The sequence below is a fragment of the Halolamina sediminis genome (assembly GCF_001282785.1).
GTDB lineage: Archaea > Halobacteriota > Halobacteria > Halobacteriales > Haloferacaceae > Halolamina > Halolamina sediminis.
This window is the reverse complement of record NZ_CVUA01000001.1, coordinates 2450939-2473112: the sequence shown is the minus strand read 5'-3', so window position 1 is coordinate 2473112 and position 22174 is coordinate 2450939. Positions and strand designations below refer to the sequence as shown.

Annotated in this window: 24 protein-coding genes; 15 read left to right on the top strand and 9 right to left on the bottom strand. The window is 69.4% G+C overall.

Annotated elements, in window-relative coordinates; genetic code table 11:
- Positions 1-355: 355 nt before the first annotated feature.
- Entirely contained in the window at positions 356-1306 is a 951-nt protein-coding gene (locus tag BN1959_RS14820) for a hypothetical protein (protein ID WP_154018280.1), read from the bottom strand.
- 406 nt (positions 1307-1712) lie between these two features.
- On the opposite strand from BN1959_RS14820, the gene BN1959_RS12465 reads away from it, so the two are divergent.
- The 5 genes from BN1959_RS12465 to BN1959_RS12445 all read left to right on the top strand — a co-directional run bounded on the left by BN1959_RS12465 (position 1713) and on the right by BN1959_RS12445 (position 6924).
- Positions 1713-3107, top strand: a complete 1395-nt coding sequence (locus BN1959_RS12465) for a bifunctional metallophosphatase/5'-nucleotidase (protein WP_053948960.1) — start codon at positions 1713-1715, stop codon at positions 3105-3107.
- A gap of 48 nt (positions 3108-3155) precedes the next feature.
- Complete coding sequence (locus tag BN1959_RS12460; RefSeq protein ID WP_053948959.1) at positions 3156-3575, top strand: universal stress protein; 420 nt, start codon at positions 3156-3158, stop codon at positions 3573-3575.
- A gap of 81 nt (positions 3576-3656) precedes the next feature.
- Positions 3657-4580 carry a S49 family peptidase gene (locus tag BN1959_RS12455; RefSeq protein ID WP_053948958.1) on the top strand — a complete coding sequence of 308 codons (924 nt, stop codon included), beginning with the start codon at positions 3657-3659 and terminating at the stop codon, positions 4578-4580.
- Positions 4573-5529, top strand: a complete 957-nt coding sequence (locus BN1959_RS12450) for a DUF4350 domain-containing protein (protein WP_053948957.1) — start codon at positions 4573-4575, stop codon at positions 5527-5529. The genes BN1959_RS12455 and BN1959_RS12450 overlap by 8 nt, the downstream gene beginning before the upstream one ends.
- An 87-nt stretch (positions 5530-5616) precedes the next feature.
- Positions 5617-6924 (top strand): tripartite tricarboxylate transporter permease, encoded by a 1308-nt coding sequence (locus tag BN1959_RS12445; protein WP_079978682.1) that lies wholly within the window; start codon positions 5617-5619, stop codon positions 6922-6924.
- On the opposite strand, the gene BN1959_RS12440 is transcribed toward BN1959_RS12445, so the two are convergent.
- The 3 genes from BN1959_RS12440 to BN1959_RS12430 all read right to left on the bottom strand — a co-directional run bounded on the left by BN1959_RS12440 (position 6921) and on the right by BN1959_RS12430 (position 8889).
- A complete protein-coding gene (locus BN1959_RS12440; protein ID WP_053948956.1) occupies positions 6921-7865 on the bottom strand; it encodes a metal-dependent hydrolase in 945 nt (314 codons plus the stop codon). The genes BN1959_RS12445 and BN1959_RS12440 overlap by 4 nt on opposite strands.
- Before the next feature lie 54 nt (positions 7866-7919).
- The gene (locus BN1959_RS12435) at positions 7920-8501 is read right to left on the bottom strand and encodes a mechanosensitive ion channel domain-containing protein (RefSeq protein WP_053948955.1); all 582 of its coding nucleotides are present in this window, start codon (positions 8499-8501) and stop codon (positions 7920-7922) included.
- 76 nt (positions 8502-8577) lie between these two features.
- Positions 8578-8889 (bottom strand): DUF7116 family protein, encoded by a 312-nt coding sequence (locus BN1959_RS12430; RefSeq protein WP_053948954.1) that lies wholly within the window; start codon positions 8887-8889, stop codon positions 8578-8580.
- Between the two features lie 160 nt (positions 8890-9049).
- On the opposite strand from BN1959_RS12430, the gene BN1959_RS15110 reads away from it, so the two are divergent.
- From BN1959_RS15110 to BN1959_RS12400, 7 genes are all read left to right on the top strand, one after another.
- Positions 9050-9226, top strand: coding sequence for a hypothetical protein (locus BN1959_RS15110; RefSeq protein ID WP_202594684.1), 177 nt, complete (start codon positions 9050-9052; stop codon positions 9224-9226).
- Between the two features lie 365 nt (positions 9227-9591).
- A complete protein-coding gene (thsB, locus tag BN1959_RS12425; RefSeq protein ID WP_079978681.1) occupies positions 9592-11259 on the top strand; it encodes a thermosome subunit beta in 1668 nt (555 codons plus the stop codon).
- A 305-nt stretch (positions 11260-11564) separates the two neighbouring features.
- Complete coding sequence (locus BN1959_RS12420) at positions 11565-12398, top strand: hypothetical protein (RefSeq protein WP_053948952.1); 834 nt, start codon at positions 11565-11567, stop codon at positions 12396-12398.
- A 45-nt stretch (positions 12399-12443) separates the two neighbouring features.
- On the top strand, positions 12444-12932 hold the full coding sequence (locus BN1959_RS12415; RefSeq protein ID WP_053948951.1) for a DUF7109 family protein: 489 nt from the start codon (positions 12444-12446) through the stop codon (positions 12930-12932).
- A 43-nt stretch (positions 12933-12975) separates the two neighbouring features.
- The gene (locus BN1959_RS12410) at positions 12976-13575 is read left to right on the top strand and encodes an NUDIX hydrolase (RefSeq protein WP_053948950.1); all 600 of its coding nucleotides are present in this window, start codon (positions 12976-12978) and stop codon (positions 13573-13575) included.
- Between the two features lie 327 nt (positions 13576-13902).
- On the top strand, positions 13903-14526 hold the full coding sequence (locus tag BN1959_RS12405) for a hypothetical protein (protein ID WP_053948949.1): 624 nt from the start codon (positions 13903-13905) through the stop codon (positions 14524-14526).
- Between the two features lie 126 nt (positions 14527-14652).
- A complete protein-coding gene (locus tag BN1959_RS12400; protein ID WP_237560338.1) occupies positions 14653-15486 on the top strand; it encodes a DUF7388 family protein in 834 nt (277 codons plus the stop codon).
- A gap of 3 nt (positions 15487-15489) precedes the next feature.
- On the opposite strand, the gene BN1959_RS12395 is transcribed toward BN1959_RS12400, so the two are convergent.
- The gene (locus tag BN1959_RS12395; RefSeq protein ID WP_053948948.1) at positions 15490-16224 is read right to left on the bottom strand and encodes a CPBP family intramembrane glutamic endopeptidase; all 735 of its coding nucleotides are present in this window, start codon (positions 16222-16224) and stop codon (positions 15490-15492) included.
- 87 nt (positions 16225-16311) lie between these two features.
- Here BN1959_RS12395 and BN1959_RS12390 point away from each other — a divergent pair, with 87 nt between their 5' ends.
- Both BN1959_RS12390 and BN1959_RS12385 read left to right on the top strand, forming a co-directional pair.
- Positions 16312-16722, top strand: coding sequence for a hypothetical protein (locus BN1959_RS12390; RefSeq protein ID WP_053948947.1), 411 nt, complete (start codon positions 16312-16314; stop codon positions 16720-16722).
- A gap of 55 nt (positions 16723-16777) precedes the next feature.
- On the top strand, positions 16778-17956 hold the full coding sequence (locus BN1959_RS12385; RefSeq protein ID WP_053949394.1) for an MFS transporter: 1179 nt from the start codon (positions 16778-16780) through the stop codon (positions 17954-17956).
- Between the two features lie 510 nt (positions 17957-18466).
- Here the strand turns inward: BN1959_RS12385 and citZ are convergent.
- Positions 18467-19618 carry a citrate synthase gene (gene citZ / locus BN1959_RS12380; RefSeq protein WP_053948946.1) on the bottom strand — a complete coding sequence of 384 codons (1152 nt, stop codon included), beginning with the start codon at positions 19616-19618 and terminating at the stop codon, positions 18467-18469.
- A gap of 123 nt (positions 19619-19741) precedes the next feature.
- Between citZ and BN1959_RS12375 the strand changes: the two genes are divergently transcribed.
- Positions 19742-20962, top strand: coding sequence for a potassium channel family protein (locus tag BN1959_RS12375; protein WP_053948945.1), 1221 nt, complete (start codon positions 19742-19744; stop codon positions 20960-20962).
- On the opposite strand, the gene BN1959_RS12370 is transcribed toward BN1959_RS12375, so the two are convergent.
- The 3 genes from BN1959_RS12370 to BN1959_RS12360 are packed head-to-tail and all read right to left on the bottom strand — an operon-like array spanning position 20963 to position 22085.
- Positions 20963-21253 carry a DUF7536 family protein gene (locus BN1959_RS12370; protein ID WP_053948944.1) on the bottom strand — a complete coding sequence of 97 codons (291 nt, stop codon included), beginning with the start codon at positions 21251-21253 and terminating at the stop codon, positions 20963-20965.
- 45 nt (positions 21254-21298) lie between these two features.
- Positions 21299-21916 carry an endonuclease dU gene (locus BN1959_RS12365; RefSeq protein WP_053948943.1) on the bottom strand — a complete coding sequence of 206 codons (618 nt, stop codon included), beginning with the start codon at positions 21914-21916 and terminating at the stop codon, positions 21299-21301.
- Complete coding sequence (locus BN1959_RS12360; RefSeq protein ID WP_053948942.1) at positions 21912-22085, bottom strand: DUF5786 family protein; 174 nt, start codon at positions 22083-22085, stop codon at positions 21912-21914. The genes BN1959_RS12365 and BN1959_RS12360 overlap by 5 nt, the downstream gene beginning before the upstream one ends.
- Positions 22086-22174 lie beyond the last annotated feature (89 nt).

The following is a 22174-nucleotide window of genomic DNA, read 5'->3' as shown; positions in this document are numbered from 1 at the left end:
CCTTCGTCCCGCTCAGGTGAAAAGGGGCTGTAGAACACCGATTGGGAAGCCACTATCCGCGGTGAAGCAGCCGGGAAATCGGGTTGTGAAACCACCGATCTTGCATGCTTCACGCAGTCTGTGTGAATTGAGACGGCCATTGGCCTATACTCCCGCTGTGAGCAGCATCCGAAGGACTGCCGCGTACAATGGCTTTCGGGCTAGAAATAATATGTATACTATCCTACGATATGGGATTTATGGAAAATACCTCAAACGGCCAATATTCTTTTCCAGGTTGATTGAGATGTTTTGGATATGTCGGAAATGCATGAGCAACAGCTATCAGCGGGGGAATACCCATGACCCGGAAACGTCACTCACGGCTTGCAGCAGCATTAGCTATCCTACTTCTCCTTGGGGCAGGAGCAACTATCGTTCTGGCTGCGTCTGATCCAAGTATTGTAGCAGATCCAAACCGAGTTAATGAGACTAACGTAACATATACCGTTACAATCACTGTTGGGTCACAAAGTAGTTCGATGAACGGTGTTGGGATAAACTTGAGTAACGCGAACTCTGACGTGAGCAACGTCGGTAATGAGGATATTTTGACGATCGGGATTGATCGCGATAACGACCAATCCGGGGCAAACGTCGATACCAACGTATCGGATGACCTCGATAGTGTCAGTTCAGATGGAGGGATTCTAACACTCAACTTGGGGGGGTCGTATTCTCTGTACGAGGGCGATGAGGTCGTTGTGGTTTTTGACGATGTGCAAAATCCAGCATCAGCAGGTACGTACGCTGTCCCATTAGACATTAACCCCCAAAGCAGCGGTGGCGAAGCAACTGGACAGCTCCAGATAACGTCTGACACGCCGACTGCAACGCCGACGGCAACACCAACGCCGACGGCAACGGTGACACCAACGCCGACAGCAACACCGACGGCAACGGTAACAGCAACACCGACGGCAACGGTAACACCAACACCGACGGCAACACCAATGCCGACGGCAACACCGACGGCAACGGCGACGCCGACGCCAACGCCGACGGCAACGGCGACACAAACACCAACACCGACGGCAACGGCGACACCAACACCAACGCCGACGGCAACGGCGACGCCGACGCCAACACCGACGGCAACGGCGACGCCGACGCCAACACCGACTACAACGCCGACGACAACGGGGACACCGACACCAACGCCAACATCGACTACAACGCCGACGACAACGGGGACACCGACGGCAACACCGGCAGCGACGTCGAAACCGACCGACACCCCGCGTGATGACGGCTTCGAGGATGACACTGACGAAGACAAATTGTCGGTTTCGGATACAGAAGCAACGACCCCACTGGCAACCGCCACACCGACTTCAACAGACCCCCCGGCTTCATTTGGAACTCAGACTTCGACAACTACGGCAACACCAACTGTGACAGCTACGTCATCATCAACGACTCCTCCAACTCCCGCAGCAGACATGGCTGACGGAACGCCCTGCACCACTGAGAGAGATACTGCAGGAATCGGTACCGGCTGGCTGTTTAGTCTACTCCTGATCCTTCTCTTTACTACGGTGGTTAGCTACTATCGCTACGCGAGTTAATCCCGCGATCCGAACTTCTTTCGGTCATCATAATTCACGTGAATCTACCAGTGCAGTGTGCTCCGACGGCTTCTTGCCTATCCACCGGTTTCACCCGACTACTCGATGGTTCGTCTGCTTCACTACTCCGATATCGAGAACCTCTTCGACGACGCCGAGCGGGCGGGCCGCTTCGCCGGCCGGATCCGCGAACTCGACGGCGACGACGCGCTCGTGGTCGGCACCGGCGACAACAGCGCCCCCGGCGTGGTGTCGCTCGCGGCCAGCGGGCGGCAGGTGCTCGACTTCGCCGACGCGATCGACACCGTCGCGGACACGTTCGGCAATCACGACTTCGACTACGGCCCCGGCGCGACCCGCGAGCTCGTCGCCGACAGCCCGTTCACCTGGGTCAGCGCCAACGCCCGCGACGAGGACGGCGAGCGCTTCGGCGCCGCGGAAGGCGTGGTGCCGTGGACGATCGCCGAGGCCGACGGCGAGCGCGTCGGCTTCTTCGGGCTGACTGATCCCACGACCGACTCGATCAACCCCCAGGCGGCGCCGCTCACGTTCACCGACCCCTACGAGGCCGCCGAGCAGGCGGTCGACGAACTCCGCGCCGAGGGCGTCGACTACGTCGTCGCGCTCTCCCATCTCGGCGGCGGCGACGACAAACTCGCCCGCCGGGTCGACGTGGACGCGATCCTCGGCGGCCACGTCCACAGCGTCCGCACCGAGCACGTCGACGGAACGCTCTGTACGCGGCCGGGCGTCAACGGCCACGAGTTCGTCGAGGTCGAACTCGGCGACAACGGGACTGCGGCGGCCCGGGGCGACGGCGGCGTCGCCACGAGCGCACGCGTCATCGACCCCAGCGAGGGCCCCGTGCACGAAGACCTGACCGACGTACTCGAGCGCCGGCGGGAGGCTGCCGGCCTCACCGAGACGGTCGCGACCGTCGCGGAGCCGCTCGACCGCACCGACGAGACCACGTTCGGCGGCGAGTCACGGATCGGCAACTTCGTCGCCGACGCCTACCGCGCCGCGGCCGACGCGGACGTGGGGCTCCAGAACGGCGGCGGGATCCGGGAGGGGCCGCCGCTACAGGGAGAGGTGACGCTCGCGGATCTGGTGAGCGTGCTCCCCTTCGAGGAGCCCGTGGTCGTCGTCGAACTGACGGGGAGAGAGCTGCTGGAGACGTTCAGCGAGGCCGACGGCGCCGAGCTCGACTTCGGCGAACCCCACTGGTGGCACGCCCACATCAGCGGCGCCAGCCTGCGCTGGGACGAGGACGCGGGCGAACTGCTCGACGCCCGCGTCGACGGGGAGCCGATCGACCCCGACCGACGCTACACGGTCGCGACCGCGGAGTACCTGCTCCACTCCGACCACGAGTTCCCGACGATCGAGCAGCGCCACCGCGCGGGCGAGGTCGGGATCCAGCACGACGTGCTCGCCGACCACGCCCGCGACGGCGGCCTCGGCGTCGAGATCGAGGGTCGGATGACGTTCGAGTCCTAGCCTCCGCGAAGGGGTACGCATTTGTCCGCCGCCGTCGGAGTTGTTCCCATGACGCTGGTCGTCGTCCCGGTTCGGTACCCGCTCTCGAAACACTCCACGGCGACGCTGGGGGAGGCAGCCCGGATCGCCGAGGAGCGCGACGCCGACCTGACGGTGCTCCACGTCGATCTCTACCAGGAGAACCGGAACGTGAGCCGTGCCGACCTCAAGCGGGAGGTCGAGTCAAAGCTCGGCTCGATCGACCGGGCGCGCTACGTCGTCCGCCAGGGGTTCCTCGTCGAGGAGACGATCATGGAGGAGGTGGCCGACGAGGACGCCGACGTGGTGGTGATCGGCTCGAAACAGGCCGGCCGCTGGCGGAAGATGCTGAACCGGCTGTTCGAGTCGCCCGACGTGGGCCGGTATCTGGAGGAGCAGCTCGACTGCACCGTCATCACGGTCTCGGCGGAAGGGGAGACGGCACAGTAGGCGGGCGTGGCCGGAAGGGTAAACGTCGACGTGCCGAACGTTTTTGGGACCGCCGCGCGGCGTCAGTACTACAGCCCCGTTATGGACAACCCCATCGACAAGTACGTCGCGACGGCCCTCCGGTCGTACACGGTTCTCGCGATCGTCGCCCTGCTGATCGGCGCGACGGTCGCCGCGCCGTTCGCCGCGGGCGTGGTGAGCAGCGAACCCGACCGAATCGCCGTCGTCAGCATCGACGAGACGATCACCGGTGCGACCGCACAGGACACGATCAGCCGGCTCCGCCAGCTCCGCACCGACGGCTCCGTCAAGGCGGTCGTGCTGCGGATCTCGAGTCCCGGCGGCAGCGCGGCCGCCAGCGAGAAGCTGTATCTCGCGGTCAACCGCCTCGCCGACGAGAAGCCGGTAGTCACGAGTGTCGGCCAGTACGCCGCCTCCGGCGCGTACTACACCGCGGTCCCGAGCGAGGAGATCTACGTGACGCCGGCGAGCATCGTCGGCCACGTCGGCGTGATCGGCACGGCGCCAAGTGATGGCCTCAGCGCGCAGTCGACCACCGGCGCCGACAAGGCCCACCGCGGGATGACCCGCGACCAGTACTTCGCCGCGCTCGAATCGATGAAACGCGCCTTCGTCGGCGCGGTGTTGAACGAACGCGGCGACCGGCTGAACGTCTCCAGAGCGACCGTCGCGGAGGCGTCGGCGTACCACGGCGGCCGCGCGATCCAGACCGGCTACGCCGACGAGATCGGCGGTCTCGAGAGCGCGATCGCCGGCGCCGCCGAAGAGGCCGGCCTCTCGAACTACCAGGTCGACTACTACAACCCCGCCCAGCTGGCGTCGATCGCCAGCCTGCTCGGCGCCGAGAACGGCAGCGTCGCGGGACAGACCGCGCCGTACACCCACCGCGGGGTCGACTCGATCCACTTCCTCATGATCTACGGCACGCCCGACGGGATCGACGCGAACACCACGGCCGCACGGGAGGTGACCGCCAATGCCTGATCTGGGGACGCTCGCCCGCGTCGTGTTCTTCCTCTTCGTCGTCGTGCTCGCGGGGGCCGTCGGCGGCCTGACCGCCGGCGGTGCCGGCTCGGTGTCGATCGACGGCGACGTCGACGCGCCGTCGTTCAACGCCGACGACTCGGTCGCGACGGTGCCCGAGCAGTCCGGCGAACTCAGCATGTCCGCCGACGCCGAGGGCGCGGAGATCGTCATCGACACGGCCCACAGCGCGAGCATCGACCGCGAGGCGCTTGCACCGATCGTGACGACGCTGACCGAGAACGGCGCGACCGTGCGCTACCACGTCGGGCCTCGTCAGGGTGGGCAGCCGCTCAACGACTCGCTCAGTGATGCCGACGCGCTCGTCGTCCTCGGCGGCGGGAGCAGCTACACCGACGCCCAGCTCGACGGCCTGCGTGGGTTCACCGACGCCGGCGGCCGCGTGCTGGTGATGGACGAGCCCGAGAAGGCGGGCGGCGTGACCGCCCTGCTCGGCCTCGCGACCGGCGGCAGCAGTGTGCCGAGCCCGCTCGCGCCGATGCTCTCGCAGTACGGGCTGGCGTACGACAACGGCTACCTCTACACGCAGGGCGAGGAGACGCTGAACTACCGCGCGGTCGCCGGGACGCCGACCGGCGACGCCGACCTGACGGCGGGCGTCGACCGCGCGGTCTTCTACGAGGCGACGCCCGTGACCGGCGGCGAGACGGTGCTGGCCGCCGAAGAGACGACCCTCTCCCAGACCCGGCGTGAGGGGAGCTACGGCGTCGTCGCCCGCTCGGGTAACGTCGTCGCCGTCGGCGACACCAGCGTCGTGACACAGGAGTTCCTCTACCAGGCGGACAACGAACAGCTGGTCGGGAACCTGCTCGACTTCCTCGTCAGCGGCGAGAAATCCCCGGCGAACGCCCCGAACGGTGAGAGTTCGGGCGGTGGGTCAGGCACCTGAGTGGGTCCTGACACGCGACTCTCTCGACAGGGACGCGACTGCTGCGCCCCGAAGTTGAAGTAGGGGAACGGGACCACTCTCGCTCGGATGTGGCCCGCGACCCTCGGTTCTCGGACGCTCGCGGATCTCGGAGCCGCGGTTGCGGTCGGCGCCGGCGTCGCGGGCGTCCCCTTGGGACCCGGGGTCGAGTCGATCGTCCTCCTGCCCGTGCTGCTCGCGACCCTCGCCGGCTGCCTGCTCGGCACCTGCTCGGGGCTGGTGCCAGGACTGCACGCCAACAACTTCGCGCTGCTGCTGGCGGGTGCGGCGCCGAGCGTCCCGCTCGACCCGCTGGCCCTCGGCGCCGCGATGCTCGCCGCCGGCGTCGTCCACACGTTCCTCGACATCGTCCCCTCGCTCGCGCTGGGGGTGCCCGACGGCGCGATGGCGGCGGCCGCGCTCCCCGGCCACCAACTGGTGCTCCGCGGGCGGGGGCGGGAGGCGCTACGACTCTCCGCGCTGGGCTCCGGTGCGGCGGTCGCCGTGGCGACGCTGCTGGCGTTCCCGGTGACGTGGGCGATGGTTCGCCTGGCACCCCTGTTGACCGAGTGGTTCCCCGTGGTCGCCGCCGCGGTGCTCGCCGTCCTGCTCGCGACCGAACCCTCACACAGCGCGCGGCTGGCCGGGCTACTCGCGTTCGCGGCAGCGACGGCGCTCGGCGCCGTCACGCTCGGCCTCTCGCTGTCGGGGCCGATCGCGGGCGGCGTGCTCGCGCCGCTGTTCGGCGGGCTGTTCGGCGCGCCCGTGCTGCTGGACGCGCTCCACGGCGGTGGCGTCCCCGAGCAGGACGACGCCGCGCTCGCGATCCCGCCGCTCGATCTCGGGATCTCGGCGGCCGCGGGCGGGCTCTCCGGGGCGGCGGTGGGCTACCTCCCGGGCGTCTCGGCAGGCGTCGCGGCGACGATCTCGCTGCCCGCCGTGCCGGCCCGGAGCGACCTCCGGGGGTTCGTCGTCGCGACCAGCGGCGCGAACAGTTCGACCGCCGTCTTCGCCCTGTTCGCACTGGTCGCGCTCGGCGCGCCCCGCTCGGGCGTGCTCGTGGCGGTCGACGACGCCGGCGTGCCGCTCTCGCTGTCGGTGCTCCTCCCGGTGGTGATCGTCGCGGCCGCGGTCGGGTTCGTTCTCGTCGGCGTGCTGGGTGACGCGGCGTTTCGGGCAGTCTCGCGGCTGGATCAGCGACGGCTGGCGCTCGCGGTGCTCTGTCTGCTCGTCGGGCTCTCGGCGCTGTTCGCGGGGCTCGCCGGGATCGCGGTGTTCTCGATCGCGACGCTGGTGGGGCTGCTCGCGGTCCGGATCGGCGCGCGCCGGGTGTACCTCATGGGGGTGTTGCTCGGCCCGCTGGCGCTCGGTCTCTAGAGCGCGACGTACGCGACGGCGTAGGCGGCGCCTGCGAACGTCACCGCCGCCAGCCCCGTGAGCGCGGCGCCGACGGCGTCAGGCCGCTCGACCGTGACATCCGGGACCCGGACGCGGGGCGCGGCGCCGATCATCCCCACCGAGAGCACGGAGAACACGAACGGGTAGGAGAAATCCAGCGTCGGCGCGGGGATCGCCAGCGCGGCCAGCGCGTAACCGGCGCCGGCGACCGCCCGGAAGTCGATCGCCTCGCGGATCGGCCGCTCCAGCAGCCACATCGCGACCAGCAGGCCGGCCCAGATGGCGGCGAGCTCGACGCCGAACGCGCCGAGTAAGTGGAGCGTCGGATCGGCCGAGAGTGCGACGCGCTCGGTCACCAGCGGCGCCGAGAGCGGGTAGAGGAACGCGGGCGGCTCGCCGGTCGCGAGGTCGCCGAACGGGTGGGAGAGCAGGCCGACGAGTGCGACGGCGAACGTCGCCCGCGCGCCGAACGTGGCGTACCGCCCGACCCCTTCGGCAACGAGGGCGGCAGCGATCACGAACACGCCCATCACCGCGCCGCCGAGCGTGCCGCTGACGACGGCTGCGACGGCGGTTAGCCCCGCACCGAGCAGGACGGCGACGCCGAGCCACGGGCGGGAGCGCTCCCGCCGGCCGTGGAGCCACGCCGCTCCGAGCGCGGCGGCGACGGGTGCGACCAGCAGCGAGTGGGTGATCGTGCGGTGGACCGCGGTACTGGCCGCCCAGAACGACTCGACGGTCCCCATCACGCCGCCCCCGGCGCCGACGAGGCCGACCAGCGCGTACACCATATCGACGTCGGGCACCGCGGCGAATGCGGCGGCGACGAGGCCGAGACGGAGGCCGACCCCGCGGTCGGTCAGCAGCGCTGCTGCTCCACCGACGAGCGCGAACGCCAGCAGCGCGTGACCGACGAACATTACCTGACCTTCGGAGTTGGTCGTGATAAGCCTCTCGGCACCCGCGCTACCGAGTCACACGGTCGGTTCGTCCCCGTCCGTTGCCGCGGACTCGGGATCCTCGTCGAGTCGGGTCCATTTCTTCTCGATTTCGGCGTTGCTCCGGACCACGGTGTCGCCGTTCTCGTCGTCGAACCGTGTCTTCCGGAGTTCGATGGCGCGAACGGTTCCGGTTACGTCGCCGGCTTTCACACGGTCACCGGGCATGAAGTCCGGGTCGCGCAACAGATAGACGCCGGCGACGGCGTCGGCGATCATGCTCGACAGCGAGTAGGAGACGCCGAGTGCGAGGAAGCCGGCGGCGGTCCCCATCGACGCGGCGATCTGGTCGAGCCCGACGATCGAGAGGAAGGAGAGGCCGATCCCGAACCAGAGGAACGCGGCGACGACGGTGCTGACGAACTGTCGGTACACGTCGGACTCCTTCGGGAGCACGCGGCGGAGCGCGACCCCGACGATCACCATCACGACTTTCGCGAGCACTGCCGCGATTAGCAGGAAGACGATCCCCGAGAGGACCCGCGGGATCGCGCCCGCGATCCCGTCGACGAACCGATTGATCCCGTCCTGAACGACCCCGAACTGGAGCGACAGCATGGGCTATCCCTTGCGGGTCGAGCGTAAAAATGTGGGAGCCGAGGCCACCTCGGGACCGCCCCTCGACGACTGAGGATCAGGCCGCTCGGTGGACTTCGTACTCCCCCTCGTCGTCGACGCCGATGATTGCCCACTCGCCGTCGGGGGCCTGTTCGTTGAGGTGGTCGTCGAGCTCGTCTACGCATTCGGTCCACGTCACGAGGCATTCGAGGCCGTACTCCGCGTCGAGGGCGCCCGGTCGGGCGGCGTCCTCGGCACAAAGTGTCCGTACCCGGACGGACCGCCACTTCCGCTCCGCGACGAACTCCGGTCCGTCGCCGGAGACGGCGTAGCCGAGGCGTTCGAAGACGCTCCGTGCTTCCTCGTTCGGTGGGACCGTACGCACCATGCAGGTGAGCGTTCGACTGCCACCCTGTTAAGTGTGCGGGTAGTTACCACAAGACGAACGTCGCCCCGATCGAGGTGGGGTCCCTGCAGGGCGGTCGACCGGAGCGGGTCGCACACCCCCGAAACGTTGATAACTATGTGTGTCTTTGACACGGGTGACGATGCCAGACACGAAAACCGGTCGCGAACGGAAAGGGCGGAACAAGCGTCGACAGCTGGAGCACCGCCTCGCCTCCCGAGACGTGGAGACGGAGTTCGACGACGACCTCCCCGAGCCCGACGCGGCCGACGCCGAATACCTAGCGGATCCGGACGGGGGTGATGGGCTCGAGAACTGATCGAGCGTCGCGCCGATCACCCGTCTCCTCTCGTGCTTGCGGTTCTCGCCGTCTCTCGGTTCCTCAGCCGACGTTGTCCACCTCCTCAGCTGTGCCTGTCGACGTTGGTGTCTCGGCACGTGCTTGGTGGCACTCGACACTCTCCGTTCGTTCCCGGCGTTCTCACTCCGGCCAGTTACCCTGCCTACGCAGTACATAAAGGCGGCAAATCCCGACTCGGTGTGCCATGCTACTACGACACACGATTCTCCTCGTTCCGGTCGCTCTCTGTCGGTTTGTCCGGCGAGCGTGGGTCGCTGACAGCGTCGCTCGTTCCGGCACCAACGACAGATTTATATAGAACCACGGACAATCTGTCGTTGAACATGAGTCAACGACAGCGAGGCGGAGGCCAGCCGATGATCATCATGGGCGAGGACTCCCAGCGAGTGAAGGACAAGGACGCACAGGAGTACAACATCTCCGCGGCGCGCGCGGTGGCCGAGGCGGTACGCTCCACGCTCGGCCCGAAAGGGATGGACAAGATGCTCGTCGACTCGATGGGCGACGTCACCATCACGAACGACGGCGTCACCATCCTCGAGGAGATGGACATCGACAACCCGACGGCCGAGATGATCGTCGAAGTCGCCGAGACCCAGGAGGAGGAGGCCGGCGACGGGACGACCACGGCCGTCGCGATCGCGGGCGAGCTCCTGAAGAACGCCGAGGAGCTCCTCGAACAGGACATCCACCCCACCGCCGTCATCAAGGGGTTCCACCTCGCGAGCGAGCAGGCCCGCGAGGAGATCGAGGACATCTCGCGTGAGATCGACCCGACCGACACCGAGCTGCTCGCGAAGGTCGCCGAGACATCGATGACCGGCAAGGGCGCGGAGCTCGACAAGGAGCATCTCGCCCAGCTCATCGTCGACGCCGTCGAGGCCGTCACCGTCGAGGCCGAGGACGGCAGCCACGTCGTCGACCTCGCGAACCTCAACATCGAGACCCAGAAGGGCCGCGGCGTCTCCGAGAGCGACCTGCTCAACGGTGCGGTCGTCTCGAAGGACCCCGTCCACGACAACATGCCGAGCGAGGTCGCGGACGCCGACACGCTGCTGCTCGACGCGGCCATCGAGGTCGACGAGGCCGACGTGGACACCAACGTCTCCATCGACTCGCCCGACCAGCTCCAGTCGTTCCTCGATCAGGAGGAGCAGGAGCTCCGCGACAAGGTCGACGCGATCGTCGAGACCGGCGCGGACGTGGTGTTCTGCCAGAAGGGCATCGACGACCTCGCCCAGCACTACCTCGCGAAGGAGGGCATCCTCGCGGTCCGCCGCGTGAAGTCCTCGGACATCGGCTTCCTGAAGAACGTGCTCGGCGGCAACGTCGTGAGCACGTTCGACGGCCTGAGCAGCAACGACCTCGGCCACGGCTCGGTCAGCCGTGACGAGGGCGACGAGATGTTCTACGTCGAGGGCGACGACTCCCACGGCGTCACGCTCCTGCTGCGGGGCTCCACCGACCACGTCGTCGACGAACTCGAGCGCGGCGTCGAGGACGCGCTGGACGTCGTCGCGACGACCGTCTCCGACGGCCGCGTGGTCGCCGGCGGCGGCGCGATCGAGGTCGAGCTCGCCAGCCGCCTGCGCGAGTACGCCGACAGCGTCACCGGCCGCGAGCAGCTGGCCGTCGAGGCGTTCGCGGACTCGCTCGAACTCGTCCCGCGCGTGCTCGCCGAGAACGCCGGGCTGGACTCCATCGACACGCTGGTCGACCTGCGCGCCGCCCACGAGAGCGGCGACCAGACGGCCGGCCTGAACGTGTTCAGCGGCGAGGTCGAGGACACCTACGAGGCCGGTGTCGTCGAGCCCGCCCACGCCAAGGAGCAGGCGGTCTCCAGTGCCACCGAGGCCGCGAACCTCGTGCTCAAAATCGACGACATCATCGCCGCGGGCGACCTCTCGACCTCGGGCGACGAGGACGAAGGCGGCCCCGGCGGCGGCATGGGCGGTATGGGCGGTATGGGCGGCATGGGCGGCGCTATGTGAAGTACGGCGAGTAGCTAACTTCACCCCCATACCCGCCGACCCGCGTACCGCTCCGTCGATCACTTTTCGCGTTTTTACTGCCCAGTTACTCACCGTGAACGAGCGAAGCGAGTGAGCGGGCCAAGAGCCGACCAGCGAGGGACGGCTTTGCCGTCCCTCGGGCCGTGCGGTCGACGTGTGGGCCGCCCGCAGACAAAGGGAGGCTCGCAGGCTTTTGGTCGAGCTTTTGCAAGGGCCCTCCGGGGCCCGCAGCAAAAGGTCGGTCCGCAGAAAGCACTTACCCCGAACCACCCAAACCTCGACCGATGCCCTCCAGACGCGCGTATCTCGGGACCCTCGCAGCCGCGGGGCTCGCCGGCTGTCTCGGCGAGTCTCCGGGAACGGGGAGCGACACGGACAGCCCGACGGCCACCACCGCGCCCGGGACGGTCGCGCCCGAGGTGTTCGTCGAAGCCGCGGCGGTCCAGTACGCCTACCGCCACATCGAGAACGTCGACTGGAACGGGATCCAGCCCGCGGACGGCCAGTTCGTGTTCGTTACCGTCGACGCGCGGCCGGCCGACTCCGTCCCCGACCGGTCGGCGTTCTCGCTCGTCGCCGACGGCGAGCAGTACGAACCCGCCGAGGTCAAGCGCTGGAAGGCCGTCGACCTCGACGTGCCCGGGAGCGCGTACGCCCCCGACCGCGAGGGCGCGGATCCCCGGGGCTGGCTCGCCTTCGAGACGCCCGCCGAACTCGGCTCGTTGCCGACGCTCCGGCTCGACCGCGACCCCGCGCCGGCGGAGTGGGAGCTCGACACCGACCTCGCGACCTCGCCGCCGCCCGCGTGGGAGTGGTCGGTCGACACCCCCGGCACGGTCGCACCCAACACGACGTTCGACATCGCGATCACCGCCGAGAACGTCGGCGACGGGCCGGGGGCGTTCCGCGGCGCGGTGAACTTCTCGTACCCGCTGTACGCGCCGGCGGGGTTCGACATCCCACTCGACGCCGGGCAGTCCGGCACCGAGACCGTCGAGGCGGAGGTCCGAGACGCCGACCCGGGCCGGGAGATCGAGTACGACGTCCGGACGCCCGTCGGGGAGACGACCGTGACCGTCACCGTCGAGAGCGACGCGACGGACACCGGGACTGCGTGAGCACGGACCCCGCGCGCTTTTGCCGACCGCCGCCCCACTCCGGCTATGGAGGAGGCCACCCACGACGAGCTGGCCGGGATCGTCGACCTGTTCGACGCGCTGACCCGCGAGGAGTTGGAGCAGGCGCTGGTCGAGGTCGCCTACCGCCGCGGCGCCGACGTGCGCGAGGACGCCGTCTCGGCGGCCGTCGCCGAGGCGATCCGGGAGTACTACCTCGTCGAACTCCCCGCCGACGCCGTCGAGGGGGAGATCGACGGCGACGAGGCGCTGATCGTCGGCCCCGTCGCGTTCCCGATGCTGCCCGACGAGGGCGAGGACCTGCCCCACATCCTCGACGTGCCCGAACGGTCGGTCGACCGCGCGACTGCGGCCGAACACGCCGCCGAGCGCCTGCGTGGGGAGGCCGCGACGGCCGTCGACGAGGGTGACGAGGAGCGGGTCGCGACGCTGGCCGACGTGACCTACGACGTGGAGGCGTGGGGCCCGGTCGAGCTCCGGGAGACCCGCGAGCGCCTGCTCGCACTCGGGGAGTGAGACCGACGAAGCGTTTTTGACCGACTACCGCCGACAGTGAGATATGCAACTGTCGGGGCTCGGCAGCTACGAGCCGGTCACGGTCGCCGACGCGGAGCGCTGGGCCAGCGTGCTCGCGCCGGTGGTCCAGCGCGACGGCGAGCCCTGGCTGCTGTTCATCAAGCGGGCCGACCACCTCGGCTCCCACCCCGGCCAGATGGCGTTCCCCGGCGGCGGTCACGAGCCGTTCGACACGGATCTGACCGCGACCGCCCGCCGTGAGGCGTTCGAGGAGATCGGCCTCCCGCAGTCCGACCCCTCGATCGTCGGCCGACTCGACGACACCACGACGACCTCCGGCTACGCGATCCGCCCGTTCGTCGCGGAAGTGCCCGACCGCGAGTACGAGCCCGACGACCGTGAGGTCGCCGAGATCGCGACGCTGCCCGTCTCGGCGCTGACCGACCCCGCGAACTACGAGTCCGAGCGCCGGGAGCGCCCCGAGTTGGGCGACGTCCGCGTCCACTACTTCAACGTCGGCGACTACACCGTCTGGGGCGTGACGGGACGGATGCTGGTGCAGTTGCTCGAACTCACCACCGACTGGCGGGCGCCGGAGAGCCCCGACCGTGTCGTCGACGCCGAGGCCGAGTTCCCGGTGTAACCAGCCACGGCGCGCGACCGACCGCGCGCTCCGTCGCGCGGTCCCGGAGCCGATGCCGTGGCTGTGTGTAGAGCAATCACGGCGCGCGACCGGCCGGCGTAGACGAGAGCGTCGCTCTCGTCTGCCAACCAGAACGCGTCGCGTTCTGGTGACGCCTCCGTGCGCCGGCCGCGGAGACGATGCCGCGGCTGTGTGTAGACCAATCACGGCGCGCGACCGACCGCGCGCTCCGTCGCGCGGTCCCGGAGCCGATGCCGTGACTTGTGTGAGACAAGCCCACCTTTGTCCCTACGGAGCGTTCAAGCGCTCTCGCCACCTTTCTGAGGTATGCACACCCGACGGAGTTTCCTCGCCAGCGCCTCACTGTTGCCCCTCGCGGGCTGTCTCTCGGCGCCGTCCGCCGGGACGCCGACGAGCGGCCTGCCGGGAGGGAATGATTCCGCGGGCAAAACACGACCCGAGGGCACGGGCGGGCCGGCGGTCACCCTCGCGAGCGTCGACGACGAGCCCGATTTCCCGCTCGATATCGAGGTCACGGTCACCGAGCCGGTCGCGACCGAGGACCACCCGCCGGGGCTGGCGGTCGAAATCACGAACGAGGGCGACGAGACGGTCGCGATCGGCGAGGCCCGCGCGGCGGTGTTCGAGTATCAGTACTCCGAGGGTGGCTATCTCGCTCTACTGCCGGCCGACGGGGAGTACGCCGCCGAGCCCGGCTGCTGGCGGCTGACCGAGGGCGTGGGGACCACCGACGACTACCTGACGGTCACACTCGAACCGGGGGCGAGCCACGCGTCCGACCTCGAACTGTACGCCGCCGGCGTCGAAGCGGACGCCTGCCTCCCGGTCGGCGAACACCGCTTCGCGACGACGATCGCCCGCTACCCCGACCCCGACGACCTCGGTGCCGGCGAGTCGGTCGACTGGGGGTTCTCGGTGCTGCTGGAGTGACGACACGCTTATGCCGTTGACCACGATACGGGAGAGTGCATGGCCGCACAGGCGATGGATCGCGTTCCGCGATTCTAAATCCGCGCAGTTCTCGTACAGCTACCGCACCACCAACGAGCGCCAGCTATGACTACACCCGACACCACACAGCCCGACAGCACCGCCCAGCGAACGACCGAGAACAGTGCCGTCGGGCCGTTCCCGCGTGTCGGTATCGACGCGGTCGCGCTCAAGCCCACCGAGGTCGATCTCGCCCGCGCGACCGAGCTCGCGGCGTCGACGCTGGTCGTCGACTACGAGGGCCGCGAGGCGTTCCCCGGCACGGAGACGCTCCGGGCGCTGGCCGACACCGCCGAGGTGCGCGTCACCACGCCCGTCCGCGCGGACGGGCTCGATCCGCTGGGCGACGACTCGCTGTCGGCGTCGATCCCCGATGGGGTCGGCCGCGTGCTCGTCGCGGGCAACGGCGCCTACCTCACCGAGGCGGAGGGCCAGCGTGCGGTCGCGCCGCGGCTCGGCGAGGCGACCGACCGTTTCTCCGACGCCTGGGTCGGCACCGAGGGCGTCGAACGGATCGCGCTCGCGACCGGCGCGACCCAGTTCGAACTGCTCTCGCGCTCGACGGAGCGGGACGTCCGCGCGCTGCGGGCCGCCGGCTTCGACGGCGACCTCGCGGTGTACGCGCCAACCGTCCTGAGCGACGACGAGGACGCCATCCTCGACGCCGTCGGCGCGTACGTCTCCCGGCGTGCGCCCGTCCGGCGCGCGCTGCCCGACGAGTACGAGACGGACGCGGCGGCGACCGGCCGCGCCCGCGAGGTGTTGCTGGCGGCGAGCACGGACTTCGCGATCGTCGGTGACGAGGAGACGGTCCGGGGTCGCGTCGAGGGACTCCACGGGGCGGGTGTCGACACGGTCGTCGGCTACCCCGCGCGGGGGCTGGACGAACTGCTCGGGTAGCCCCTACACGATCCCCAGTTCGGCGAACAGTAGACAGATCACGGCGACGTTGTACAGCCCGTGGACCGCGACAGGCACCAGCAGCGCCGCCGTCCGCTCGTAGAGCCAGCCGAGCACGAGGCCGATCCCCAGCCAGACCGGGATCGACACCACGCCCGACTCGGGGTTGGCGAGGAGGTTCGGCAGGTGGACCAGCGTGAACAGCACCGCGCTCCAGCCGATCGCGCCTCGGGCGGAGAACGACTGCCGGAGGTAGCCCTGAATCACCCCACGGAACAGGTACTCCTCGGCCGGCCCCACCGCGAACAGCATCGCGGGGATCACGAACGCCAGTACCGCGACGGAGAGCTCCTCGGGCGTCGAGACGGCGGTTGCGGGGTCGATACCGAGCAGCGAGCCGACCGCGAACGCGATTCGGTTGAACACGACGAGGACGGCCGTGGTGCCGACGATCAGCGCGACGTCGCGGGCGCCCGGTCGCCCGAGCCAGTCGACGACGAGATCGCGCCCGTCGTCGGTCCGGCGGAACGCGTAGCCGACGACGACGAACCCGACTTCCGAGGCCACGAGCGCCACGGCGACGAGCACGGGGACCGCCGCGTCGGGGTTCGTCCCCGCGCCGACGAGTGCGCCGCCGACCGTGCCGAACAGGCCGGTGACGCCGCTCACGGCGAGCCCCCCGACCGCGAGCGTGAGCGCGATCACGAGCGCGATTGGCGGGCTCGGGCTGTCGGTCATACTCGGGAGGTCGGTCGGCCGCACAATCAATCCGACGCCGGCCGCGCCCCCGGCGTTTAAGGCGGCACGACCGGAAGCTGTGGTTCAATGGAGGTTCGCGACGCGGTCGAGCGCGACGCGGCGGCGATGGCTGCCCTGACCGACGCGCCGGAGCCCGTGCTCCGGAACGTGATCCACGAGCGGAGCGTCCGCGTGCTGGTCGAGGACGGCGACGCGGCAGCCGACTCCGAGGACGCGGCGCTCCGGGGCTTCGTGAGCTTCGACGCCCGCGAGGACGCGGTGTTCGTCACCCAGTTCGGCGGGGACCGCGACGCCTGCGAGCGCCTGCTCGCGGAGCCGCTGGGTTTCGCCCGCGCCGAGGGGCTGCCCGTCGAACTGGTGCTCCGGGAGGGCGACGACGCGATGCGGGCCGCGGCGGAGGCGATCGGGTTCGAGGCCGCCGGCTCGGGCCCGCGGTTCCGCGGCGAGTCCACCCGGACGTACCGCCACGAGGAGTAGGGGAGAACGGCCGGGACGCCCGCGTTCAAGTGCCCCCGGCTCCGAGAGTGTGGCCGTGACCCGGACGTCCGACGAGGAGCACCTGTTCCGTGGCTACTCGGGGCGGCTGCTGCTCGTCGTCTCGCTGGGCTGGGCGCTGCTGCAGGCCGGCCGGCTGAGCATCTCGCCGCTGCTGCCGGCCATCGAGACGGACTTGGGTATCGGCAGCGGCGCCGCCGGCTTCGCCGTCACGGTCGTCTGGGGGACGTACGCGGTCCTCCAGTACCCCAGCGGGCGTCTCTCGGACCGGCTCTCCCGGACGACGCTGCTGGTCGCCGGGCTCGTACTCGCGGCCGTGGGATTTCTCACGCTCTCGGCGGCGCCGACGTACCTCGCGTTCCTGTTCGGCGCGGTCGTGATCGGCGTCGGCGTCGGGCTCTTCCCCACGCCGGCGCGGGGGCTCGTGTCGGACCTGTTCGTCGTCAAGCGGGGTCGCGCGTTCGGCCTCCACACCGCCTCGGGCGACGTGGGCGGGATCCTCGCGGCCGGCATCGGGACGGTCGTGATCGCGGTGGCGACGTGGCGGGCGGCCTTTGCCCCGGTCGCGGCCGCGCTGCTGCTGATCGCGCTGCTACTCCACGTCTGGAGCGAGGAGGGGTACGAGCTCGCGTCGGTCGATCTGGCGGTCGGCGACACGTTCCGGCGGATCCTAGGAATCCCGCGGCTGCGCTGGCTGCTCGTCGCCTACGCGCTGTACGCGTTCACCTGGCAGTCGGCGACCAGCTTCCTCCCTACCTACCTCCAGGCGAAGGAGCTCTCGCCGGTCGTCGCGAACGCGTCGCTCGCGGTGCTGTTCGTCGTCGGCGCCGCCGTGAAACCGCTGGCCGGCGGTCTGGGCGACCACGTCCCGCGGGGGCTGCTCGCGCCGGCCGTGCTGGTCGTCGCCGCCGCCGCGCTGGTCGGCCTCGTCGTCGCCTCGACGCCCGTCGTCGCGCTGGGGAGCGTCGCCGTCTTCGCCGCGGGGTTGCTCGCGTACCCGCCGGTGATGCAGGCGTACCTGATGGACTCGTTCCCCGGCGACAGCATGGGCGGCGATCTGGGCGCGATGCGCAGCGTCTACATCGGGATCGGCTCGCTGGGCGCGACGTACGTCGGCGTCGTCGGCCAGTACGTCGACTTCGACACCGCGTTCGTCGGGCTGGTGGGCTGTCTGCTGGTGAGCAGCGCGGTGATCGTGTTTCGTGGCCGGGAGTGATTCGCGTTCGTGGTTTCGTCCGTTGACTTCTGAGACGGCGACTGCGACCGCAACAGCATCTTGTTTGTAGACCACTTGTGACCGCAGGGCGCCGGACACGAGGTCCGGCGCAGCACCGAGTCCCCACCCCTCCCCCCGCCGGCGCCACACTGGCGCCGGCGAGGCGTCCACCGCTACCGCCACCGCAGCCGGCGGTGGCGCGCGACGTGAGCGCGACGGCGCGAACGAGCGCGCGAGGTCCTCGCGAGTGAAACGAGCGAGGGCACGAGGGAGCTTTGCTCCCTCGGAGGACGAACGAGCGAACGGACGTGAGCGAGTGAGTCGGCTGGGGAGGTGTATGGGCTGTGCGGGGCGGTGCGGTCACAAGTGGTCTACGAGCGAGGTGCTGTTCGCGGCTGCTGTCCCGACGTGGAAATCAAGCGAGCTGCTGCTCGCGGTCGCAGTCTCGACGTCGACCGAACCAACGACCCACCCAAGAAATCCGAGTAAGAACCGACTACCTATCGACGGTTATCGCTCCCCGAGCGGCACCCACTCCGCGTCCTTCGCACCCGTGTACTTCGCCCGTGGCCGCATGATGCGGTTGTCCTCGACCTGTTCGAGCACGTGGGCCACCCAGCCGCCGACGCGGCTCATCGCGAAGATCGGGGTGAACATGTCGACCGGGATGCCGAGCTGGTAGTACACCGTCCCGGAGTAGAAGTCGACGTTCGGCGCCAGCCCCTTCTCGGCGAAGTTCTGCTCCTCGACGAGGTACTGCTCGATCTCGTTGGCGTGGTCGTACCACTTCTTCTCGCCGGAGGCGTCGCCGAGGTCGCGGGACTTCTCCTCGAGAATCACCGCCCGTGGGTCCTTCACGTTGTACACGCGGTGGCCGAAGCCGGGGATCTTCCGGCCCTGTTCGAGCGCGGCCTTCGCCCACTCGACCGAGCCCTTGTCGGAGCGGTCGACCTCGATCAGCGTCTCCATCACGTCCTGATTCGCGCCGCCGTGGAGCGGGCCCGACAGCGCGCCGACGCCGCCGGCGACCGCGGAGTACGTGTCCGCGAGCGTCGAGGCGATCACCATCGACGTGAACGTCGAAGCGTTCAGCCCGTGATCGGCGTGGAGGATCAGCGCCATGTCCAGCGTCTCCTCGGCCACCTCGTCGGGCTCTTCGCCGGTCAGCATGTAGAGGAAGTTCGCGGCGTGGCTCAGCCCCTCGCGCGGCGAGAGTGGCTCCTCGCCGTCGCGCAGGCGCTGGTAGGCCGCGAGGATCGTCGGGATCTTGGCGGTGATCCGCCGACCCTGTCGGAGCCGGGCAGCCTGATCCTCGGGATCGGCGTCGGGTTCGGGGGCGCTCGCGGAGAGCATCGACACCGCGGTCCGGAGTGCGGCCATCGGCGACTCGTCAGTCGCGGCGAGATCGGCGAGCACGGAGCGCACCTCGTCGCCGACGGCGCGCTCCTCGGCCATCGTCGCCGTGAACTCCGAGAGCTCGTCGGCTGTCGGTAGCGAGCCGTGCCAGAGCAGGTAGAGTACTTCCTCGTAGCTGGCCTCGGCCGCCAGCGTCTCGATGTCGTGGCCGCGGTAGATCAGCCGCCCTTCGTCCCCGTCGATGAAGCTGAGTTCTGACTCCGCGACGACGACACCCTCCAGACCTTTCTGAACCTCTCCTGACATAGGCTACGGGTTCGGCCGGTCGACGAAAAAGCGTTGCCGTTCCGGCCGCTCAGGTGTAGAATCCGTTCTCGCTCCCGTTGCGGGCCGACAACCCTTATCCCCCGTCCCGCTGAACCGCCGGGCATGCCCGACGTCGAGTACGAGCCGGTCAGCGTGAAAGCGGTGCTGTCCGAGATGAAAGACACCGCGGAGCTGCTCATCGACCTCTCCTACTCCGCGGTGCTGTCGGGCAGCGACGAACTGGCCGAGGAGGTGCTCGCTCTCGAAGAACGGATGGACGTGCTCCAGCTGCAGGCCCGGATGAGCGTGCTGATGGCCGCCCGCAGCCCCGAGGACGCCGAGCAGCTGGCGCCCGTGCTGGGCGTCGTCGGCGCCGCCGAGAAGATCGCCGACGCCGCCGGCGACATCGCGAAGATCGTCCTCGAGGACATCGGCCTCCCGGAAGCGATGCGGGCGGCGATCCCCGAAGCGACCGAGGCGCTCGTCCGGACGTCCGTCGCGGCCGACTCCGAGTACGCCGGCCGGACGCTGGGCGAGATCAACATGGAGACCGCACGCGGCGTCCGCGTCATCGCGGTCCGCCGAGCCAGCGAGACGGGCAAGCGGGCGTGGATCACCAACCCCGACAGGGAGACCGAGCTCCGCGCCGGCGACGTGCTCTTGCTCCGCGGCCTCGACGAGGGGCTGGCCGCGGTGTACGAGGCGGCGACCGGCGAGGCGTACGACCCGCCCGAGCCCACGGCGTCGCCGATCGAGGACCTCGAACGCGCGGTCGGCTCGATCGTCACGATGAAGAACACCAGCGAGCTCGCGGTCGATCTCGCCTACGGTTCGGTGCTGTTCGACAGCGAGGCCGTCGCCGAGGAGGTCGTCGAGCTCGAGGCCGAGGTGGATGCACTCAAGTCCCGGCTGGAGGCGTGGACGCTCCGTGCGGCCAGTCGCGTCGACGACCCCATCGAGCTCCGGGGGCTGGTCCACCTCGCGGCCGCGACGGAGGAGATCAGCGATGCCGCACTGGAGATCAGCGAGGGGGTGCTCCGCGGGCTGGACGCCCACCCCGTCGTCGCCGCCGCCGTCGAGGAGAGCGACGAGGTGATCGTCCGCCTCGCGGTCGCCGCGGACGCCGAGATCGCGGGTCACACGCTGGGCGACCTCGAACTCGGCACCGAGACGGGGAGTCGCGTGATCGCGGTCCGCCGACCGGGCGCGGAGACCGAGTGGGTGGTCTCCCCCGACGCCGACACCCGACTCTCGGCGGGCGACGTGCTCGTCGCGAAGGGGACGCGGGCGGGCACCGAGCGGCTCTCGGCGATGGCCGGCGATCCGCGGGAGTTCGACGCGTAGCTACGTCTCCGATCGGACGAGCCCGACCAACGAGACGAGCGTCAGCAGCGTCGTCACCAGCAGCGCTGCCGCCGACGCGAGAACGAACGAAAGCAGCAGGAACCAGCCCGTCTCCCCGAGCAGAGGGAACTCCCGGGTGCCCGCGAACGGTCCCGCGACGCGGGTGAGGCGGAACACGTACGCCAGCACGGCCAGCGCGACCCCGGCGGCGGCGCCGACGGCGGCGTTCCGCCGGACCGACAGCGCGTCGAGCAGCGGCGCGACAGACGGTTCGGGCGACTCCTCGCTCATCGTTTTCGGTTGGCACTGGCGGGGTTTATCGGCGTCGCTCCGGGGTCAGGAGTCGAGTCGGTCGCCCAGCTCCCTGCCCGCCCGGGCCGCGGTTCGTGCCACGCGGAGCGGTTCGGGCCGGCCCCCCTCCGGCGTAAACCCCCGGACGAGCTGTGCGGCCTCGCAGTTCGGTTCGAGTGACGGCAGGTCGCCGTCGCCCGGATCCGTCGTCGCAGCCGGCGTGTCGACGCCGACCCCGCGCACGAACACCTGCTCGTCGTTGACCGACAGCGAGCGCCGCGGCGGGAGCGACTCGTAGGCGTCGAGCCGCCACGCCCTGGCCTCGCCGTCGAACTGCTCACGGATCGCGGGCGCGAGCCCGGGGCTGGCTTCGAACGAGATCGAGAGCGTGGGCAGCCCCGTCTCGGCGTAAATGTGGGGCAGATCGAGAACGTTGAACCACGCGGGGGCGACCCCCGCGAGCAGCAGGATCGACACGTCGGGTCTGTCGATGCGATCGACCAGTGCGACCGTCGCGGCGGTTGCGTCGTCGCCACCGACGCTGCAACGCTCGAAGGCGAGCCCGTCGACCGCGCGGTCGGCGCGGACCACGGCGCCCGCGCAGGTCGAGACGGTCTCGCCGTCGGAAAAGGCGACCCCGAGTGCGCGTCGGCCCGGCCTAATCGTCCTTGATGTCCTGGAGCCGGTCCAGGAGTTCGTCGTTGGAGGCTCCGTTGTCGAACTCGACGGAGCCCTCGTGGGATCCGCCGTCGGCGTCGACCGCGTCGTCGCCGTCGTTCATGTCGAGCTGCTGATTCTCCTGCTCGGATTCATCGTAGCTCCCGAAGCCCATTACATCTAAACTTTGTGGCTGAGTATGGATAAACGCTTGGGCGTTCAGTATTGGTACCATACCACAGGGTTTGCCGGGGATTTATCGCC

Coding starts and splice junctions, on each gene's coding strand:
- BN1959_RS12465 (WP_053948960.1), top strand. CDS start 1,713: ATGGTTCGTCTGCTTCACTACTCCGATATCGAGAACCTCTTCGACGAC.
- BN1959_RS12460 (WP_053948959.1), top strand. CDS start 3,156: ATGACGCTGGTCGTCGTCCCGGTTCGGTACCCGCTCTCGAAACACTCC.
- BN1959_RS12455 (WP_053948958.1), top strand. CDS start 3,657: ATGGACAACCCCATCGACAAGTACGTCGCGACGGCCCTCCGGTCGTAC.
- BN1959_RS12450 (WP_053948957.1), top strand. CDS start 4,573: ATGCCTGATCTGGGGACGCTCGCCCGCGTCGTGTTCTTCCTCTTCGTC.
- BN1959_RS12445 (WP_079978682.1), top strand. CDS start 5,617: ATGTGGCCCGCGACCCTCGGTTCTCGGACGCTCGCGGATCTCGGAGCC.
- BN1959_RS12440 (WP_053948956.1), bottom strand. CDS start 7,865: ATGTTCGTCGGTCACGCGCTGCTGGCGTTCGCGCTCGTCGGTGGAGCA.
- BN1959_RS12435 (WP_053948955.1), bottom strand. CDS start 8,501: ATGCTGTCGCTCCAGTTCGGGGTCGTTCAGGACGGGATCAATCGGTTC.
- BN1959_RS12430 (WP_053948954.1), bottom strand. CDS start 8,889: ATGGTGCGTACGGTCCCACCGAACGAGGAAGCACGGAGCGTCTTCGAA.
- BN1959_RS15110 (WP_202594684.1), top strand. CDS start 9,050: ATGCCAGACACGAAAACCGGTCGCGAACGGAAAGGGCGGAACAAGCGT.
- thsB (WP_079978681.1), top strand. CDS start 9,592: ATGAGTCAACGACAGCGAGGCGGAGGCCAGCCGATGATCATCATGGGC.
- BN1959_RS12420 (WP_053948952.1), top strand. CDS start 11,565: ATGCCCTCCAGACGCGCGTATCTCGGGACCCTCGCAGCCGCGGGGCTC.
- BN1959_RS12415 (WP_053948951.1), top strand. CDS start 12,444: ATGGAGGAGGCCACCCACGACGAGCTGGCCGGGATCGTCGACCTGTTC.
- BN1959_RS12410 (WP_053948950.1), top strand. CDS start 12,976: ATGCAACTGTCGGGGCTCGGCAGCTACGAGCCGGTCACGGTCGCCGAC.
- BN1959_RS12405 (WP_053948949.1), top strand. CDS start 13,903: ATGCACACCCGACGGAGTTTCCTCGCCAGCGCCTCACTGTTGCCCCTC.
- BN1959_RS12400 (WP_237560338.1), top strand. CDS start 14,653: ATGACTACACCCGACACCACACAGCCCGACAGCACCGCCCAGCGAACG.
- BN1959_RS12395 (WP_053948948.1), bottom strand. CDS start 16,224: ATGACCGACAGCCCGAGCCCGCCAATCGCGCTCGTGATCGCGCTCACG.
- BN1959_RS12390 (WP_053948947.1), top strand. CDS start 16,312: ATGGAGGTTCGCGACGCGGTCGAGCGCGACGCGGCGGCGATGGCTGCC.
- citZ (WP_053948946.1), bottom strand. CDS start 19,618: ATGTCAGGAGAGGTTCAGAAAGGTCTGGAGGGTGTCGTCGTCGCGGAG.
- BN1959_RS12375 (WP_053948945.1), top strand. CDS start 19,742: ATGCCCGACGTCGAGTACGAGCCGGTCAGCGTGAAAGCGGTGCTGTCC.
- BN1959_RS12370 (WP_053948944.1), bottom strand. CDS start 21,253: ATGAGCGAGGAGTCGCCCGAACCGTCTGTCGCGCCGCTGCTCGACGCG.
- BN1959_RS12360 (WP_053948942.1), bottom strand. CDS start 22,085: ATGGGCTTCGGGAGCTACGATGAATCCGAGCAGGAGAATCAGCAGCTC.